The 16,456-nt window shown below is 59.8% G+C and carries 16 protein-coding genes; 6 read left to right on the forward strand and 10 right to left on the reverse strand.

Annotation, left to right across the window (positions count from 1 at the left end; all coding sequences use genetic code 11):
• Positions 1-101 precede the first annotated feature (101 nt).
• From QOL81_RS21690 to QOL81_RS21700, 3 genes are all read right to left on the reverse strand, one after another.
• Positions 102-449 carry a hypothetical protein gene (locus QOL81_RS21690; protein ID WP_227818442.1) on the reverse strand — a complete coding sequence of 116 codons (348 nt, stop codon included), beginning with the start codon at positions 447-449 and terminating at the stop codon, positions 102-104.
• Between the two features lie 95 nt (positions 450-544).
• Entirely contained in the window at positions 545-1,777 is a 1,233-nt protein-coding gene (locus tag QOL81_RS21695; protein ID WP_070913819.1) for a cysteine desulfurase-like protein, read from the reverse strand.
• Positions 1,774-2,388, reverse strand: a complete 615-nt coding sequence (locus QOL81_RS21700) for a 2OG-Fe dioxygenase family protein (RefSeq protein WP_224217742.1) — start codon at positions 2,386-2,388, stop codon at positions 1,774-1,776. Before QOL81_RS21700 ends, QOL81_RS21695 begins: the two co-directional genes overlap by 4 nt.
• 271 nt (positions 2,389-2,659) lie before the next feature.
• On the opposite strand from QOL81_RS21700, the gene QOL81_RS21705 reads away from it, so the two are divergent.
• Positions 2,660-3,109: a GNAT family N-acetyltransferase gene (locus QOL81_RS21705; RefSeq protein WP_185741753.1), complete on the forward strand. Its 450-nt coding sequence runs from the start codon at positions 2,660-2,662 to the stop codon at positions 3,107-3,109.
• 20 nt (positions 3,110-3,129) lie between these two features.
• Here QOL81_RS21705 and QOL81_RS21710 read toward each other — a convergent pair whose 3' ends face one another.
• Both QOL81_RS21710 and QOL81_RS21715 read right to left on the reverse strand, forming a co-directional pair.
• Positions 3,130-3,468 carry a hypothetical protein gene (locus tag QOL81_RS21710; protein ID WP_049194795.1) on the reverse strand — a complete coding sequence of 113 codons (339 nt, stop codon included), beginning with the start codon at positions 3,466-3,468 and terminating at the stop codon, positions 3,130-3,132.
• A gap of 135 nt (positions 3,469-3,603) precedes the next feature.
• Positions 3,604-4,173, reverse strand: a complete 570-nt coding sequence (locus QOL81_RS21715; RefSeq protein ID WP_033644791.1) for an HdeD family acid-resistance protein — start codon at positions 4,171-4,173, stop codon at positions 3,604-3,606.
• Between the two features lie 149 nt (positions 4,174-4,322).
• On the opposite strand from QOL81_RS21715, the gene actS reads away from it, so the two are divergent.
• Positions 4,323-5,078, forward strand: coding sequence for an amidase activator ActS (gene actS, locus QOL81_RS21720; RefSeq protein ID WP_048234629.1), 756 nt, complete (start codon positions 4,323-4,325; stop codon positions 5,076-5,078).
• 34 nt (positions 5,079-5,112) lie between these two features.
• On the opposite strand, the gene QOL81_RS21725 is transcribed toward actS, so the two are convergent.
• On the reverse strand, positions 5,113-5,970 hold the full coding sequence (locus QOL81_RS21725) for an AraC family transcriptional regulator (RefSeq protein ID WP_047729951.1): 858 nt from the start codon (positions 5,968-5,970) through the stop codon (positions 5,113-5,115).
• 181 nt (positions 5,971-6,151) lie between these two features.
• On the opposite strand from QOL81_RS21725, the gene QOL81_RS21730 reads away from it, so the two are divergent.
• Positions 6,152-7,921, forward strand: a complete 1,770-nt coding sequence (locus tag QOL81_RS21730) for an ABCB family ABC transporter ATP-binding protein/permease (protein ID WP_060423122.1) — start codon at positions 6,152-6,154, stop codon at positions 7,919-7,921.
• 9 nt (positions 7,922-7,930) lie between these two features.
• Here the strand turns inward: QOL81_RS21730 and betI are convergent, their stop codons facing one another.
• Positions 7,931-8,527 (reverse strand): transcriptional regulator BetI, encoded by a 597-nt coding sequence (gene betI, locus QOL81_RS21735; RefSeq protein ID WP_060441322.1) that lies wholly within the window; start codon positions 8,525-8,527, stop codon positions 7,931-7,933.
• A gap of 158 nt (positions 8,528-8,685) precedes the next feature.
• On the opposite strand from betI, the gene QOL81_RS21740 reads away from it, so the two are divergent.
• On the forward strand, positions 8,686-10,230 hold the full coding sequence (locus tag QOL81_RS21740; protein WP_060422926.1) for a BCCT family transporter: 1,545 nt from the start codon (positions 8,686-8,688) through the stop codon (positions 10,228-10,230).
• A 6-nt stretch (positions 10,231-10,236) separates the two neighbouring features.
• Here the strand turns inward: QOL81_RS21740 and QOL81_RS21745 are convergent, their stop codons facing one another.
• Positions 10,237-10,668, reverse strand: a complete 432-nt coding sequence (locus QOL81_RS21745; RefSeq protein WP_048234779.1) for a VOC family protein — start codon at positions 10,666-10,668, stop codon at positions 10,237-10,239.
• Between the two features lie 654 nt (positions 10,669-11,322).
• Between QOL81_RS21745 and QOL81_RS21750 the strand changes: the two genes are divergently transcribed.
• Both QOL81_RS21750 and QOL81_RS21755 read left to right on the forward strand, forming a co-directional pair.
• Positions 11,323-12,588 carry an MFS transporter gene (locus QOL81_RS21750; RefSeq protein ID WP_283440024.1) on the forward strand — a complete coding sequence of 422 codons (1,266 nt, stop codon included), beginning with the start codon at positions 11,323-11,325 and terminating at the stop codon, positions 12,586-12,588.
• A 36-nt stretch (positions 12,589-12,624) separates the two neighbouring features.
• Positions 12,625-13,434: a MoaF C-terminal domain-containing protein gene (locus QOL81_RS21755; protein ID WP_049273488.1), complete on the forward strand. Its 810-nt coding sequence runs from the start codon at positions 12,625-12,627 to the stop codon at positions 13,432-13,434.
• A gap of 1 nt (position 13,435) precedes the next feature.
• On the opposite strand, the gene lldD is transcribed toward QOL81_RS21755, so the two are convergent.
• Together lldD and QOL81_RS21765 are read right to left on the reverse strand one after the other, a co-directional pair.
• Entirely contained in the window at positions 13,436-14,575 is a 1,140-nt protein-coding gene (lldD, locus tag QOL81_RS21760; protein WP_047570674.1) for an FMN-dependent L-lactate dehydrogenase LldD, read from the reverse strand.
• A gap of 42 nt (positions 14,576-14,617) precedes the next feature.
• The gene (locus tag QOL81_RS21765; RefSeq protein ID WP_060422929.1) at positions 14,618-16,201 is read right to left on the reverse strand and encodes an L-lactate permease; all 1,584 of its coding nucleotides are present in this window, start codon (positions 16,199-16,201) and stop codon (positions 14,618-14,620) included.
• Positions 16,202-16,456: the final 255 nt, after the last annotated feature.

Genomic DNA, 16,456 nt, shown 5'->3' on the forward strand with positions numbered 1-16,456 from the left:
CCTGTTATATCGTAGCAAAATAGTCAGGCTGTCGGTGCCGGTCAATAGGGCGGAATTACCGCTGCCTGAACGCGGTAATTCCGAGTTATTCCGTGTTGCCGCTAGTTAAATAAAAATGCCAATAATCCCGTCACCTTATTTTTATTTTCCCATCCTTCCAATTTCATGCAGGCATTAACGAATTCTGTTCTGCGCATTTCATTGCTGTCCGAGGGGAAAGCGCCGCCACCGGCGTTGGGGATCTCCGTGCCGTTGATCGTCATGGAGGAGAAGGTCGGCGAGCTGGCGTGCAAAGACAGGTTCACGGGATAGCGCTGTTCGGCTTCTTGCCGGCAGTGGGTTCTGGCCGCGTCAAGGGGCGTTGGGGTTGCCGTTTGCGCTTCCCATTTCTCCGGCGTGGCACAGGAAGACATCATCAATGCGGCGGCGATAACTGCATATTTTCGCAAAATAAAAATCCATTTCTAAAATAAAATCCCCTTGATTCTACCCCCAGCGTGCCGCGATGGCCCGCTCAATAAGGTAAGCGGGCCGATGTGGCGAGTTAACTGAGGATATCTTCGGCGATCACCTTAAACAGCGTGTCTATTTCGCCTTGGGTGTTGTAGTGCATCATGCCGATGCGCAGCACGCCGCCGTCTTGCAACCCCAACTGCTGGATCAGGCCCAGCGCATAGAAATGCCCGCTGCCGGCGCAGATGTTGTGCTGCCCCAGGCGGCGGGCGATCGCGTCAGGCGTCTGGCCGCTGAAGGTCAGGGCGAAGGTTGGCGTGCGGCGCGTGTTGTCCGTCTGTGAATGGCCGTAGAGCCGCACGCCGTCGAGTTGCTGCAGCCGTTGCAAAAAGTGGCGGCACAGCGCCTCTTCATGCCGGTGGTAGGCGGCGAAACTCTCCTGCAAACGCTGCCTTAACGGCGCGCCCGGCGTCCCCCACTGCGCCAGATAGTCGATCGCCGCTGCGACGCCGGCCAGCGCCTCGAAGCTTTGCGTGCCGGTCTCGAAACGGCCGGGGCCGACATCGGTGGCCGGCTCGACTTTGTACGGCCGCAGGCGTTGCAGCCACTGCGGCGCGATATAGGCCATGCCGACGTGCGGGCCAAAGAACTTGTAGGCGGAGCACACCAGGAAATCACAGCCCAGCGCCTGCACGTCAATCAGGTTATGCGGCGCATAGTGCACGGCGTCGACATACACCTGCGCGCCGACCCGATGTGCAGCTTCGACGATGGTTTTGATATCGACGATGCTGCCGGTGACGTTGGAGGCGTAGCTGACCGCCACCAGGCGGGTATTGGCGTTGATGCGCTCACACACCTTTGCGGCGTCCAATGCGCAGTCGGCGCTCTCCAGCGGTATCTGATGCACCACGGCCCCTTGGTCTGCGGCGGCCTGCTGCCAGCTGGAGACGTTGGCGTAGTGATCGAGCGCGGTGACGATGACCTCATCGCCGGCTTGCCAGTCGCGGCTGATGATGCGACTGAGATGGAAAGTCAGCGTGGTCATATTCATGCCGAAAACGATGTTGTCGGGCGAAGGCGCATTTAACAAGGCGCGCACCGATTCTCGCGCCTGGCCCATCACTTCGCCGGTGACTCGGCTGGAGAAGTAGTGGCCGCCCAGGTTGGCGTTGTATTTCCCCAGGTAGTCCGTCATCTTTTCCAGCACGCCCCGTGAAACCTGTGCGCCGCCGGGGCCGTCGAAAAAGATCGCCGGCTTGCCGTCGATGTGCTGGGACAGGGCGCTGAACTGGGCGCGGGCGAGCTCGGGCGTAAAGGTCATGCTTTCTCTCCCCGCGCGGTGAGGACGAAGAGATCCAGATAGCCTTCTTCTTTCGGGCTTACGGCGTTGATCGGCGTGGCGTTGTGCCACAGTTTGCTGTCTGCCAGCAGCACGGCCTCACCGTCCGCCAGCGCTTTTTTAAAGAAGGGATCGTGGTGGCTGTCGTCGTACAGCATGATTTCACCGCCGACGATGTTGTGCCGGTGAATGGCGATCATGGCGATATGGTCGAAACCGTCCTGGTGAATGCCTTCCGGCGCCACCAGCGTATCTTTCTGGATGGCGACCACGCGCATTTGGTGGATCTCTATCTCGGCACCCTCCGGCAGTTCGTTATTTTCGGCAAACAGGTTGCACATCTCCGCCATGCCGGCGCTCTGCAGCACGGCGCTGTCGATAGGCTCGAAGCGGCGCACCACGTTGCCCTGGAAGTGGTTGATCTGATCGGACTGCATGAAGGTACGCGGCCCCACTTCGGCGACGTTGGGGTTGAGGTATTTGACGACCGAATAACGGCGCAGGCGATATTTGCCGTCGGCGTGTTGCGTGTGGGGCAAGGAGGAAAACGAAGGCATCAGTTGTTGGGTGGCTTGCGGGCTTAGTACAGTCATACTTATTACGTTTTCGTGTTTCTGTAACATAATCACCTCTAATAATAATAATTTCTGATGTTGTAGGGGGTAATTCGATTGAATTGTAGACGACTCTATAACCAACGCAATTTGGCGGTGGTGAGGTGTGACGGCGGTCGTAAAGTGGGGTGAACAGTGGGAGCGTTGTATGCCGGCGGCGATGCGTTAAAGTAGCGAGCTGACTGCAGAGCAATGGTTAGCGCCAGGGTGAATGCTGGAGTTCGCCGCTTACTTCTACTGGGATACCGTTATGATTGAAATACGCGAGATTAACCGCGATAACCTGTTTGACGTGTGCGAACTGACGTCGAATCAAGACGGCGTTGGCACCGTGTTCGAGGCGTTTATTTGCTGTAACGCCATCTCTATTTCCGAGGCGGCGTTTTTTCCGGAATGCCAGCCCCGCGCGCTTTACCGCGACGGCGAGCTCATCGGTTTTTTCATGTACAAGTGCTGGCCGCATAACCCACATGAGGCCGAGCTGTGTCGCTATATGCTTGACCATAAGTTTATGGGGCAGGGATTGGGGCGTGAGAGCTTCGCCGCGATACTCGCGGATTTTAGGTTGCACGGCATAGAGCAGGTGACGCTAATGATTGATGAACATAATCTCGTCGCCAAAAGCCTGTATCTCACCTTCGGCTTTCGCTTTACCGGCAAGATTGAAAAGGAAGAACATTACTACAGTCTGGCGCTTTAGCTGCCCCGACAAAGGCGGGGTCAGAACGTCTCGAAATACAGCTCGCGCAACAGCCAGGATATTTCGTTGTTGGTGCGATTAAGCGTCTCGATTCGGCGAACCCCTTTCGCTTCGGCGCGCAGATCGAGCAGCAAGTTACGAATCTGCTGGAATAACGGGGTTTGCGGGCTGGGTTTGGCTAACTGTTGCCCGCATAGTTTGATACCGGCGTCGCAGCCGGTGGCAATGTCCGTCAGGCAGCATGGGCAGGTGGTTTTTTGGCGCGCCATATTGCGGCATTGTTGCCCGATTACCTGATTGAAGTGGCGTAATTGCAGGCAGACTTCCCGCGAGTTCAACGGGTTGGAATGGGTTGTCATCGGTTTCAGCTCCCTTGTCTGCGCCTATATTGGCACTTACCGATGAAGATAACCACGGACAAGCAGAGGGGGTATCGCCTTGTTTTGTCTGGAAACAACGAAAGCGATGAGGCCCGCGGCGGCGGGCCGGTAGCGTCAGGCGCGTTTAAACAGATTCGCCGCCTGGAACAGCGCAAAGGAGCTGACCAGCATCTCGATGCCGACGATGGCCGTCACCAGCGTGACCGATGCCGCCGGGCCTGAGCCGATCAGCATCCAGGCGATGATCAAATCGAGCACGCCGATAACGAACTGCAGCCAGTTGCCCGGCAGCCCGCGGCGCATGTAGCCCGCTGCCAGGCGAGCGATGCCGCCAAGCGCGAACAGCACGGCGAGGTACACCGCCAGTGCCAGAATGCCCGCCAGCGGACTGGTGATGAACACATAGCCGATAATCAGGTAGGCCACGCCCAGCAAAATGCCGCCGATCATCGGCCAGGTATTCTGTGCCCGGTTAGCGATCATGGCGATAATCAGCCCGGCGCCGCTCAACAGCAGCAGGATGCCGACCACGATGCTCAGCGCTGCGCCGGAGGCGAAAGGATTGACCAGGCACAGTATCCCGCCCGCCAGCAGCAGGAAGGCGATGATCAGCAGGGTGGTGCGTTGCTTTTTGAGCAGTTCTTCGCTCAGGAGGGGCAGATTATTGCGGTCGAGGTTCAACATGACAGTACTCCATTTCGTCGTTGGGTAATTAATCAGTCATCCTTACCTGTTTAGCATAGACCGTCTGGGGGTTTTTGACTGACCCGGCGCAAATGTTACACTGTGCGGCTGACGCGTATCAGAACCGAAACGACGACTGAGGACTGGATTTGAGCACAGGAAGCAAATGGGCTGGGTGGCGCCGCATCGCGGTGTGTCTGACATTGGGGCTGTTGTTGGCCGGGTGTTCGGGTAAAAACACCTACAACCGCGATTACGACAAACTGCCGAAGGGCAGCTACACCGGCAAGTCCTACACCGTCAAACGGGGCGATACGCTGTACTACATTGCCTGGATCACCGACAGCGAAGTCAGCGATCTCGCCAGAATCAACAAGATACGCCCGCCCTATAGCCTGGAAGTGGGGCAGAAACTGCGGCTGAGCGGCAGCGCACCGACCAAAACCGCCGCCACGCGCCGTAAAACCTCTTCTTCTTCCGCCGCGATCGCCAAGCAAACGCCGCCGCCGGGCGCTGCCCGCTGTTGGCGTTGGCCGACCAGCGGCCGGATCGTGCAGGCCTACTCCAATTCAGATGGCGGCAACAAGGGCATCGACATCGCCGGCAAACGCGGCCAGCCGATCTACGCTTCCGCCAAGGGCAAAGTGGTGTACGTCGGCAACCAGCTGCGCGGCTACGGCAACCTGATCATGATTAAGCACGGCGAAGACTTTATTACCGCCTATGCGCACAACGACACCACGCTGGTGCGCAACGGCCAGGATGTGAAGGCGGGGCAGAAGATCGGCACCATGGGCAGCACCGGCACCGATTCGGTGTTCCTGCACTTCCAGATCCGCTACCGCGCGACCGCGCTCGATCCGCAGCGCTATCTGCCGCCGCAAGGTTCGTCGCCGTCCTGTTAACGTCAATCTGGCTCCTTGCGGAGCCAGATGTCAGTTACTTCAGCGGCAGGTAAAGATCGGTCACCAGTTCATATTCCGCCACTTCGTGCACGAAGTTGTGGTAGTGGAAATAGAGCGGAAAATCGCGCAGTTCCTCGCCGCTGGCCGGCAACCACTCGCGGTACAGATAATGGGCACTTTCCGAGAGCCCATCCAGCGAGCCGTGATGGCGCAGCAGCGCGCAGCGCCCGGCCGGCAGCGTGCTGTTCACCACGCCGAAGGCGTTGTCCTCGGGGATCGGTGCAGTAACCTCGCCGCAAATGAAGAAGCGGAAGTCCTGCGCTTCGGTGGTGGCCGGATCGTGCGGTGCGATGCCGAAAGTACGGCTGCTTCTGACCGGCGACAGGCCGCTGGTTTTGCGCCATTCGATAAAGCGCGCGGCGGTTTCGTTGACCAGCGCGGACGGGCCGCGATGTTCGATCATCGCCACCGGCGTGGCCGGGAAGTCGACAATGTCTACCTTCATGGGTTGTTTCCTTTTGTGTTTCGGCTCGGGAAAGCGCTGCTGCCAATCGATCCAGGCCGGCCGTTTGCGAAACTGGCTTGGCGTTTGGCTGAACGCCTGTTTGAAGGCGCGGCTGAAGGACTCCGGGTTTTGAAAACCGGCGTCCAGCGCGATGTCAATCACCGGCTCCAGCGGGTTATACGCCAGGCGGTACGAGGCGCGTTTGAGCCTCATCCACTGGATATAACGCCACACCGAGATGCCGCAATACGCGCTAAACTGGCGTTGAAAGTGAAAGCGCGAAAAGTGGGCCACTTCGCTCAGTTTTTCGACGGTGAGCGCCTCGTCCAGGTGGCGATCGATATAGTCAAAGACCTGCGCAAAGCGCTTTGCATACGTCTGGGTCATGTGATTGTCTCCTCCATGCCTGAACTTTGCCCGAGCCGCCGCCGCTTCTCCTGACGGATGATGCTGAGTTGCCGCCGCAGGACAACGGGATGGCTGCGGCGTTTGCCGCCGGCCAGGCCAAACTCATAACCCCCGCGCGGCCGTGTGCCGCGATCCCGACCGAGAAGATGAATATTACATGATGGATCGTTCCCGTTTGCTGAAATTCCTGCTGCCCTACCTGTGGCCGAAAGACAACCCGCGCCTGCGGGGGTATCTGGTGGTGGCCTTCGTGTTCATGGTGGCGGCCAAGGTCAGCACCACGCTGGTGCCGCTGGCCTACAAAGCGATGGTCGATGCGCTGAGCGGCGAGACGGCGAAAATGCTGGCGGTGCCGCTGGGGCTGATCGTCGCCTACGGCGTGGCGCGGGTGGGCGGCGCGCTGTTTGAGGAACTGCGCAACGTGATGTTCATCCACGTCAGCCAGAACGCCACGCGCCTGCTGGGCGTGCGGGTGTTTCGCCAGCTGCATGCGCTGAGTCTGCGCTTCCATCTGGAGCGCCAGACCGGCGGGCTGTCGTTGTCCATCGAGCGCGGCACCCAGGCGGTGTCCACGGTGCTGTCGCGCTTGTTGTTCTCCATCGTGCCGATCCTGTTCGAGCTCTCGCTGGTCACGGCGATCATGTGGCATATGCTGAACGGCTGGTTCGCGCTGGCGATCCTGACGACGGTCGGCTGCTACATCCTGTTTACCGTACTGGCGGTCAGCTGGCGCACCCGCTTTCGCCGCGAGCTCAACAAGGCCAACGCCGACGCCAACAGCAAATCCATCGACAGCCTGCTGAACTATGAGACCGTAAAGTACTTCGGCAATGAAGAATTCGAAGCCGAGCGTTTCGACCTGTCGCGCCGGCTGTACGAATACGCGGCCATCAAGAACCAATTCAGTTTTACGGCGATCAACCTGGGGCAAACCTCCATTATTTCGATCGGACTGATCGTGATGATGGCCATGGCGGCGCAGGGCATTACGCAGGGGACGATGACGGTCGGCGACTTCGTGCTGGTCAACGCCTACCTGCTGCAGCTGTATCAGCCGCTGAACTTCTTCGGCTTTATTTATTCCGAGGTGCGCCAGGCGCTGATCGACATGGAGAACATGTTCGATCTGCTGCAGGAAAAGCGTGAAATCGTCGATAGCCCGGATGCGCAGCCGCTGCGCCTCGATCGCGGCGAAGTGCGGTTCGATGCGGTCAGCTTCGGTTACGACACGCGCCGGCCGATCCTCAAGCAGGTGAGTTTTACCATTCCGGCGGGCCACACGGTGGCGGTGGTCGGCGCCTCCGGCGCGGGCAAGTCCACGCTGTCGCGCCTGCTGTTTCGCTTCTACGACGTGCAGAGCGGCGCCATTACCCTCGACGGCCAGGACATTCGCCAACTGACCCAGGCCAGCCTGCGGCAGGCGATCGGCATCGTGCCGCAGGATACGGTGCTGTTCAACGATACGCTGCGCTACAATATCGGCTACGGCAAAACCGGCTCCAGCGATGAAGAAATCGAGCGGGCGGCGCGGCTGGCGCATATCCATGATTTTATCGTCGGTCTGCCCGACGGTTACGACACCCGGGTGGGCGAGCGCGGGCTGAAGCTGTCAGGTGGTGAAAAGCAGCGGGTGGCGATCGCGCGCACCATTCTGAAAAATCCGGCCATCCTGGTGTTCGACGAGGCGACCAGCGCGCTGGATACCCAGACCGAACGCGAAATCCAGGGGCACCTGCGCGAGGTGAGCCGCAACCACACCACGCTGGTGATCGCCCACCGGCTCTCCACCGTGGTGGACGCCGATGAGATCATCGTGCTGGAGGCGGGGGCGATCGTCGAGCGCGGGGGGCACGAGGCGCTGCTGGCCGCGAACGGCCGCTACGCCGCGATGTGGCAAACCCAGTACAGCGAAGAGCAGGAATCGCGCTGACGAGGGCGTTCACCCCAGCGGCTGCGCGGCATTGAGCCGCTGTGCCACGTAGTCGCAGGCGATGCGGCAGTCCTGCTTCAGGTCTGTCTCGTCGCCGGCCAGGCTGCCGCGCAGCCAGAGCCCATCGATCATTGCCGCCAGCCCGCGCGCGGCATCACGCGCCTGCCGCAGCGGCAGCTCGCGGCGGAACTGGCAGCAAATGTTGGAATAGAGTCGCCGATCGTTGGCGCGCTGCAGGCGGCGCAGCACCGGCTGGTGCATGCTGGCGGCCCAGAAGTCGAGCCAGGCGCGCATGGACACGGCGTTGGTTTGGCTGGGATGGAAGTTGCCCTGGATAATGGCGAACAGCTGTGACTGGCTGTCGCTCGCCGCCTGCGCGCGGCATTCGGCCACTGCGTCGCGCAGATCGCGCAGGATTTTGCGCATGGTGGCGCTCAGCAACCCCTCTTTATCGCCAAAATAGTGGCTGACGATGCCGGTCGACAGCCCGGCTTCTTTCGCCACCTGAGACAGGGTGACGCCGGCCAGCCCGACGACGTTAATGGTCTCGAAGGCGGCGTTAATCAGCTGCTCCTTACGCTGCTCCGGAATATCTCTGCGGTACATATTTTCCCCAACTGATAGGCCAATCACACTTTGGATTTGATTGATTGAACGGTCAATCAATACTCTATATGCTGCAAAAATGTCAAATAAATGACGATAAAATGTTAACTGAAGGTTGCATTGAAATCGTCTGTCTTTCGCAACATGGAAGCCTGCCAATGACAACAAAAACTCCTCCATCGCTTGACGAAGAACCTGTCAGATTGAATGCTCCGGTATTTTTCGGCTCGGCGGCGGTGATCCTGCTGCTGGGATCGCTGGTCGTGCTGTTTCCCTCCGCCAGCAAACTGTGGCTGAACGCCGCGCAAAGCTGGGTCGCCGACGTGTTCGGTTGGTACTACATGCTGTTGATGGTCGCCTGTATGGCATTCGTCTTCTGGCTGGCGCTGTCGCGCTTCGGCCATATTCGCCTCAGCCAGGATGACGAGCCGCCGCAGTTCAGCTATCCCTCGTGGGTGGCGATGCTGTTCTCGTCGGGCATCGGCATTGCGCTGGTGTACTACGGAGCTTATGAACCGCTGGATCACTTCCTGTCGCCACCGGAAGGCAGCGGCGGCACCGTGCAGGCGGCGCGACAGGCGATGGCGCTGACCTTTTTGCACTGGGGGCTGCACGGCTGGGCGCTGTATGCGCTGATCGCCACCGCGCTGGCCTATTTCGCCTATTGTCGCGGCCTGCCGCTGGCGCTGCGCTCTGCGTTATACCCGATCTTCGGTGAACGCATCCACGGCGGCGTCGGTCATCTGGTGGACAGTTTCGGCATTCTGGTGACGGTGATCTCGATGGTAACCAACCTGGGGATCGGTGCGCTGCTGGTGAACTCGGGGCTGTTTTATCTATTCGATATTCCGCAAAGCACCGGCGTGCTGCTGGCCCTGATCGTGGTGATGATGGTGGTGGCCACGCTGGCGGCGGTCACCGGCGTCGAGAAGGGCATCGCCATGTTGTCGAACATCAACGTCGGCTTCCTGTGCCTGCTGCTGCTGTTCGTGTTTCTGGCCGGGCCGACGCTGAATCTGCTGAACGGCATGTTGCAGAACCTCGGCGATTATCTGACCTCGCTGGTCAGCCGCAGCTTCGATATGTATCTGTACGGCAAGGCGCGCCAGTGGCAGGGCGCCTGGACGCTGTTCTACTGGGCCTGGTGGGTGGCGTGGGCGCCGTTCGTCGGGCTGTTCATCGCGCGCATTTCCAAAGGGCGCACCATTCGCGAATTGATTTTCGGCGTGCTGCTGATCCCGCTGGGCTTCACGCTGGCGTGGCTGTCCATCTTCGGCAATACCGCCATCAGCCTGGTGCTGGAAGGCGGGCAGGCGATCCTGGGGCAGGTGGCGCAAAGCGATCCGCCGATGGCGGTGTTCAAGCTGTTCGAATACTTGCCCTATACCCAGCTGACCGCCGGCTTTGTGGTGGTGATAAGCTTCGTGCTGTTCCTGACGCCGGTCGATTCTGGCACGCTGATGATAGCGAACCTCTCCTGCCAGGGCGGTTCCGCCCATGATGACGCGCCGGCCTGGCTGCGGGTGTTCTGGGCGGCGGTCACCACGCTGGTGTGCGCCGGGTTGCTGTACGCCGGCAGTTTCAGCGCGATGCAGACCGCGGTGGTACTGTGCGGCCTGCCGTTCTCGGCGGTGATCGTGCTGTACATGGTCAGCCTGCGCAAGGATCTGTGCCGTTACGCTATGAAGCCGGTGCTGCCCTGAGGCGGTTTATTCGTCTGCGCGCGGCCGGTGATGCACGTACTCGACAGTCGTGCCGTCCGGCAGGCGCGCATTGAAACAGGCGCCGGTGGGCACCTCCACCGGGCCGAAGAAAATCTCTGCTCCGGCGGCCAGCAGCCGCTGGTGATAGGGATAAATGTCATCGACCAGCAGCGTGCCGACGGTGCTGCGGAAAGGGCGCAACTGCTCTTCCGCCCCCTCCAGGATCAGAAACGGCCCCACCGCCGCCAGTACCAGCCGATGCTCGGGAAAATCGAAGCGCATGTCCGCCGTTACGCCGTGCAGCTGCTCGTAAAACGCGATGGTGCGATCGATTTCGCCTTCGCCAACGTAGACCCGAATCAGCACGCGTGGCTCACGCAGCGATGAAGAGTCGGCCGTTTTGCGCCAGAAACCGGCTTTTGTCAGTGCTGTCGTCATGTTCATCTCCTTGCTGGTTACCTGCCGCTTATCATGCCGCCGTTTTTTCATCCGGGGTTGGATCGAGTTGGCATAAGCTAGCCGCGCCGGTAATAACCCATTCACAGGGCGTTAAAGGGCGTTCTGTTTGTGATTCCTGTCACGGCCTACGCTTTTATTATTATTCAGCATTGATAATGTCATGACGTGATTATTGATTAACACAATGGAGTTAATCGTTCGCGCCATAACCGCGATAAAGCAAACGGATTCAAATAATAAAGCGGGTGGGGCAATGCGGCCGATGAAAAGGGAAATAGCGTCAATTTATAAGGTAAGGTTAAGTTTTATTTATTAACCTGTTTATAAATCACGGTGTTTTGGCTTTTTCGATAAAAGTAAAAAGTGCCGGGTAATTTTATTTAAATCATTAAAAACATAATGTTGGTTTATTTTCATGTCATTCGCGCTCTGTGAAAAATACCTGATTTGCCACCCCGTCGTCGTTTTCAACGGCCGTTTGACATGCCCGTTACTTGAGATAAGTTTATATCGTTAACATATTAATGAGTTGTTATCGTGACCGATGGCCAATGTTTCTCTTGGCTGCGCGCTTAATCGACTTATGCCATGGCCGCTCGCCATTCATAAGTTAACTTATGGACCAATGACGCTATGAATAACTCGCCAGGGCAGCGCTCGCGATTGAGCGAAGAGAACCGATTGCTGATTATTTTATTCTTCGTGTTCGGCTGCGTGTTCGTCGATCGCCTGACTATCTCTTTCCTGTTTCCGATGATCGCCGCCGATTTGAAGCTGAGCAACGTGCATCTTGGCACGCTGTCGGCGGTGCTGGCATTGACCTGGGCGCTGTCCGGGGCGGGGCTGGGGGCGATTGCCGATCGCTTCAATATCCGTAAACCGATGCTGATCCTGTCGATCCTGGTGTTTTCGCTGTTCTCCGCGCTGTCGGGGCTGGTCAGCGGCTTTGCCATGTTATTGATCTTCCGCGCGCTGATGGGGATCGCCGAAGGGCCGGTGCTGCCGATCGCGCAATCGCTGATGGTGGAAAAATCGCAGCCGCAGCGCCGTGGCTTCAACATGGGGCTGATCCAGGGGGCGGCGCCGGGGCTGCTGGGCGGCATTATCGCGCCGCCGCTGATCATCTATCTGGCACAGAAATGGGGCTGGAGCATGGCGTTTCATCTGACCGCCGTGCCGGGCATCATTCTGGCGTGGCTGATCTATCGCTATGTGAACGGCAAGAAGGATCCCGCTTTCAGCGCCGCGCCGGCGGCCGGCAAGGCGGCGAACAAAGCCGCTTACGGCGAGCTGTTTAAAATCAAGAATGTAGCGCTGTGCATTCTGATCTCCTGCGTGTTCGTCACCTGGTTCATGATCATCATTACCTTCACCCCCAACTTTTTGGTGACCGACCGCGGCTTCGGCGAAGGCACGATGGGCGGCATCATGAGCGCCATCGGCGCCGCCTGGGTGTTCTGGGGCGTGGCGGTGCCGGCGATTTCCGATCGCCTCGGCCGCAAGCCGACGCTGATCTTCTTTTCGCTGCTGGCGGTGTGCTGCCCGCTGTTCCTGAGCTACGTCGATAACCCGTGGCTGCTGGGCGTGCTGGTGTTCCTGTCTTATACCGGCCTTGGCTGCTTCACGCTGTTTATGGCCACCATCCCGTCGGAAACGGTGTCGCCGGCCCGCATCGCGACCGCGTTGGGGCTGGTGATGGGGATTGGTGAGGTGATTGGCGGCTGTCTGGCGCCGTTTATCGCCGGGCTGATCGCCGATCGCTACGGGCTGGTCAGCGTGATGTGGCTGGCGGCAGCCGGCGCCGTGTGTGCCGGCGTACTGAGTTGTTTTCTCGATGAAACCGCCCCCGCGGTGGTGAGCCGCAGAGCGGTGAAACCGGCGGGCGTCGCCGACGTTTGAGGCGGTTTTCATCCCATTAAATCAAGGAGAGCGAAGATGTCAGCTGAACAATCCGTACTGAATCAAAATGCCGAGCCGGACTGGAAGAATTACGACGATTTCGCGCGCGGTATCGACACTAACCGCCTGCCGGGCACCCAGGACTGGCGGGGCAAAACGCTGCAGATCGCCTTTGACAACGACGGGGAAATCACGCTGCGCTTCAGTGCCGATCGGCAACGGGTGCTGTGGGCCTGGGGAGGGGAGAGCGGTGAGGACGCTTACGAAGAGGTGCAAACCTCCGCCGCACGCTATTTCTTCAATATTCCGCTGCAGTCACCGGGCAACGAGTGCCTGACGCTGGTACTCAATCGTGACAGCGGCCGGGCGCTGCTGGTGCGCAGCACGCTGTTGCCGGAACAGACGGTGGAAAAGGGCTCGCGCCTCAAGCAAAGCTTCCACGTCGGCCGGATTGTCGGCGTCACGCCGAGTGGCGTCGCGCCGCATCTGACCCGCGAGCTGATCGGCTATCGTACGCTGAATGTCTACAGCCCCAACCACTATTACGAACACTTCTACGTCAATACCGAGCGCTATGCCTGGCAAAACCTGCGCGGCGAGCAATTCGGCCACGGCGATATGGACTACGCCACCTACTACAAGTTTGAGGACGAGATGTTCCTGTTCACCTTCCGGGAAAAGATTATCCCGGTGTGCTCGGTGTTCTTCTTCGACTTTATTTCCGGGCGCTGCACCGGTACCTTCCTCGGGCTGGACGCCGCCGGCCGGGTGTTGGTGTCACCGGCCGGGGCCTTCATCAGCAAGATGAGCTACAATGCCTACCCAGAAGGCGTGCAGCCGCTTTGATTCAGGCGTTTCTGACCAGCGATCCGGCGTTGATCTCCGCGATGGTTTTCGCGCCGGTGAGCGTCATGGCGACGCGCATTTCCTTGTCGATCAGATCCAGCAAGTTAGCCACCCCGGCTTCGCCGGCCGCCGCCAGCGCATAGACGAAGGCGCGCCCCAGCAGCACGCTGTCGGCCCCCAGGGCGATCATGCGCACCACGTCCAGACCGCTGCGGATGCCGGAGTCGGCCAGCAGGGTGATGTCGCCTTTCACCGCGTCGGCGATCGCCGGCATGGCGCGCGCGGTCGACAGCACGCCGTCCAGCTGGCGGCCGCCGTGGTTGGAGACGATGATGCCGTCGGCGCCGAAGCGCACCGCGTCTTTGGCGTCCTCCGGATCCAGAATGCCTTTGATGATCATCGGGCCGTCCCAGAATTCGCGGATCCACTCCAGATCTTTCCAGGAAATCGACGGATCGAAGTTGGCGCCCAGCCAGCCGATGTAGTCTTCCAGGCTGGTGGGTTTGCCGCGGTAGGCCGAGACGTTGCCCAGATCGTGCGGCTTGCCGAGCAGGCCGACATCCCAGGCCCACTGCGGATGGGCAAACGCCTGCAGCACGCGGCGCAGCGCGGCGTTAGGGCCGCTCATCCCTGAGTGGGCGTCGCGGTAACGGGCGCCCGGCACCGGCATGTCGACGGTAAACACCAGCGTTTTCACGCCGGCGGCCTTGGCGCGCTCCAGCGCATTGCGCATAAAGCCGCGATCTTTCAGCACGTAAAGCTGGAACCACATCGGCCGATCGATCGCCGGCGCCACCTCTTCGATCGGGCAGACCGACACGGTGGACAGCGTGAACGGAATGCCTTTTTTAGCCGCGGCGCGCGCGGCCTGCACTTCGCCGCGACGGGCGTACATGCCGGTCAACCCCACCGGCCCCAGCGCCACCGGCATCGCCAGCTGCTCGCCGAACAGCGTGGTCTCCAGGCTGAGTTCGGACATATTGCGCAGCACGCGCTGGCGCAAGGCAATATCGGCCAGATCTGCGGTATTGCGCTTCAGCGTATGCTCCGCGTAGGCCCCGCCGTCGATGTAGTGAAAGAGAAACGGTGGCAGTTTGGCCTGGGCGGCGGCCCGGTAGTCGGTTGACGCGGAGATGATCATAGTGTTTACCTTCTTGTCTTGCTTGCGATAACGAGTGTTCAGTCAGAGCGTGAGGATCGCTGCCATACCGGCCGCAATCCCGCCGTACGCCAGCATCGGCAGCACGGTCTTTCTGATGATTTTGCCTTCGGCGTTGCCGATCCCGAGGATCGAACAGACGGCGATAATGTTGTTCAGGCACACCATGTTGCCCATGGCGCCGCCGACGGACTGCAAGGCCAGCGTCAGATTGACGTCAAGGCCGCTGCTCCGGGCGATCGACTGCTGAATGCCGCCGAAGGTCAGGTTCGAGACGGTATTGGAACCGGAGAAGAACGAGCCCAGCGCGCCGAGGAACGACGAGAACAGCAGCCAGCTCTCGCCGGTCAGCGCCGCCAACGCTTTGCCGATCAGGATCACCGGCGCGTTGTCGCCGCCCTGCATCATCAGGTTGACCATCACCAGCGCGCCGAACAGGGCGATAAAGGGCCGTGCGACGCGCCCGCCGGTTTCGCTGAACATTTGCCGCACCTGGTCGCCATTCAGGCGGAACAGAGGAATACACAGCAGCACCACCAGCAGGAACGGGATCAGCGCCGGGACATACAGCGTTTTGTAGCCGGCAGCGGCGGAGGTACCCAGCACCTGCTGCAGTTCGACGATCAGCGCCCGGCTGATGCGCAGTTCCCCGAGCCAGCCGAGGTTTTCCTGCCACAGCAGCGCGGTGTTGTTGAGCAGCGCTTTAAGGCCCAGCTGGTGGACGCGTGTCACTATCAGAATAGCAATCAGCAGCAGGGTCGGGGTCATGGCCTTGACCACCTGTAAGAACGGCACCGCCTGCCCGGCGCTCTGCGATTTGTCGCTGCGGGTGAGGCCGATGCCGCAGCGTGCCAACAGTACCGAGAGCGCCAGGCCGATCGCGCCGCCGACCAGCGCCGGGAATTCATAGTTCACCTGAGCCAGCAGCAGATAGGGCACGGTGCAACTCAGCACGCTGAGCAGGATAAACGGCAGGTTGCGGCGGATATCCTGCCAGGAAACGATAAAGCGCAGCGCCAGCAGAGGAATGACGAAGCCGGCGACAAAGTGGATCAGCGCGGTCTGCCGGCCGATCTCCAGCAGGCTGGCGTCCGACAGACCGAGGTTGGCAAAGCCGAACCAGGTGGGGGTGCCCACGGCGCCGAAGGAGACCGGTACCGAGTTCATCACCAGCGTCAGCAGGGCGACGCGCAGCGGGTTGAAGCCCAGCCCGACCAGAATCGGCGCGGCGATGGCGGCCGGTGTGCCAAAGCCGCTGGCGCCCTCAATCATAAAGGCGAAGGCCCAGCCGATAATCATCAGCTGGGCCACGGGATTGGGGCTGATGGTTTCCAGCCAGCGCCGCACCACGTTTTCCGCGCCGCTTATCTGCATCAGTTTGTTGAGCAGGATGGCGCCGGCGATGATGGTGATCGGCGTCAGCGTCGACACCAGCGCGGTGATGATATTGGCATGCAGCAGCCGCAGCGAGGCATCGAACCACAGGAGCTGTACGGCATACACCACGGCGGCCGTCAGCGGCAGGGCGAGGTAAGAGGGCACGCCATTCCTTTTGGTCATCATCCAAATCAGCAGGACGATGGGCGCAATACTGAAAAGCAGGGGCATAAGATCCTCAGGGTTATTATTTTTATGGGCAGAGATATGTAGCTGAAAGGTTAATTACCGCAACATTTTCATTCTAATCACAACGTTGGTGACGATGCCATGCGGTATTTTTTTAACATCGGCGAACGGCGGCGGCGGTGGGAAACTGGCCGGCAGAAGGGGTTAAATTAACTGCTTTAAAATCAGTTTGATAGGAAGCGATTTTGTGTGATAAATGCGTGGGTTCACATTAATTAAGCGGTAATGTTCAATAGA

Source organism: Serratia sp. CC22-02 (genome assembly GCF_900182895.1).
GTDB lineage: Bacteria > Pseudomonadota > Gammaproteobacteria > Enterobacterales > Enterobacteriaceae > Serratia > Serratia nevei.

Coding starts and splice junctions, on each gene's coding strand:
- betI (WP_060441322.1), bottom strand. CDS start 8,527: ATGTACCGCAGAGATATTCCGGAGCAGCGTAAGGAGCAGCTGATTAAC.
- QOL81_RS21745 (WP_048234779.1), bottom strand. CDS start 10,668: ATGACGACAGCACTGACAAAAGCCGGTTTCTGGCGCAAAACGGCCGAC.
- QOL81_RS21695 (WP_070913819.1), bottom strand. CDS start 1,777: ATGACCTTTACGCCCGAGCTCGCCCGCGCCCAGTTCAGCGCCCTGTCC.
- QOL81_RS21750 (WP_283440024.1), top strand. CDS start 11,323: ATGAATAACTCGCCAGGGCAGCGCTCGCGATTGAGCGAAGAGAACCGA.
- lldD (WP_047570674.1), bottom strand. CDS start 14,575: ATGATCATCTCCGCGTCAACCGACTACCGGGCCGCCGCCCAGGCCAAA.
- QOL81_RS21725 (WP_047729951.1), bottom strand. CDS start 5,970: ATGACCCAGACGTATGCAAAGCGCTTTGCGCAGGTCTTTGACTATATC.
- QOL81_RS21755 (WP_049273488.1), top strand. CDS start 12,625: ATGTCAGCTGAACAATCCGTACTGAATCAAAATGCCGAGCCGGACTGG.
- QOL81_RS21730 (WP_060423122.1), top strand. CDS start 6,152: ATGGATCGTTCCCGTTTGCTGAAATTCCTGCTGCCCTACCTGTGGCCG.
- QOL81_RS21705 (WP_185741753.1), top strand. CDS start 2,660: ATGATTGAAATACGCGAGATTAACCGCGATAACCTGTTTGACGTGTGC.
- QOL81_RS21710 (WP_049194795.1), bottom strand. CDS start 3,468: ATGACAACCCATTCCAACCCGTTGAACTCGCGGGAAGTCTGCCTGCAA.
- QOL81_RS21700 (WP_224217742.1), bottom strand. CDS start 2,388: ATGACTGTACTAAGCCCGCAAGCCACCCAACAACTGATGCCTTCGTTT.
- QOL81_RS21740 (WP_060422926.1), top strand. CDS start 8,686: ATGACAACAAAAACTCCTCCATCGCTTGACGAAGAACCTGTCAGATTG.
- QOL81_RS21715 (WP_033644791.1), bottom strand. CDS start 4,173: ATGTTGAACCTCGACCGCAATAATCTGCCCCTCCTGAGCGAAGAACTG.
- QOL81_RS21765 (WP_060422929.1), bottom strand. CDS start 16,201: ATGCCCCTGCTTTTCAGTATTGCGCCCATCGTCCTGCTGATTTGGATG.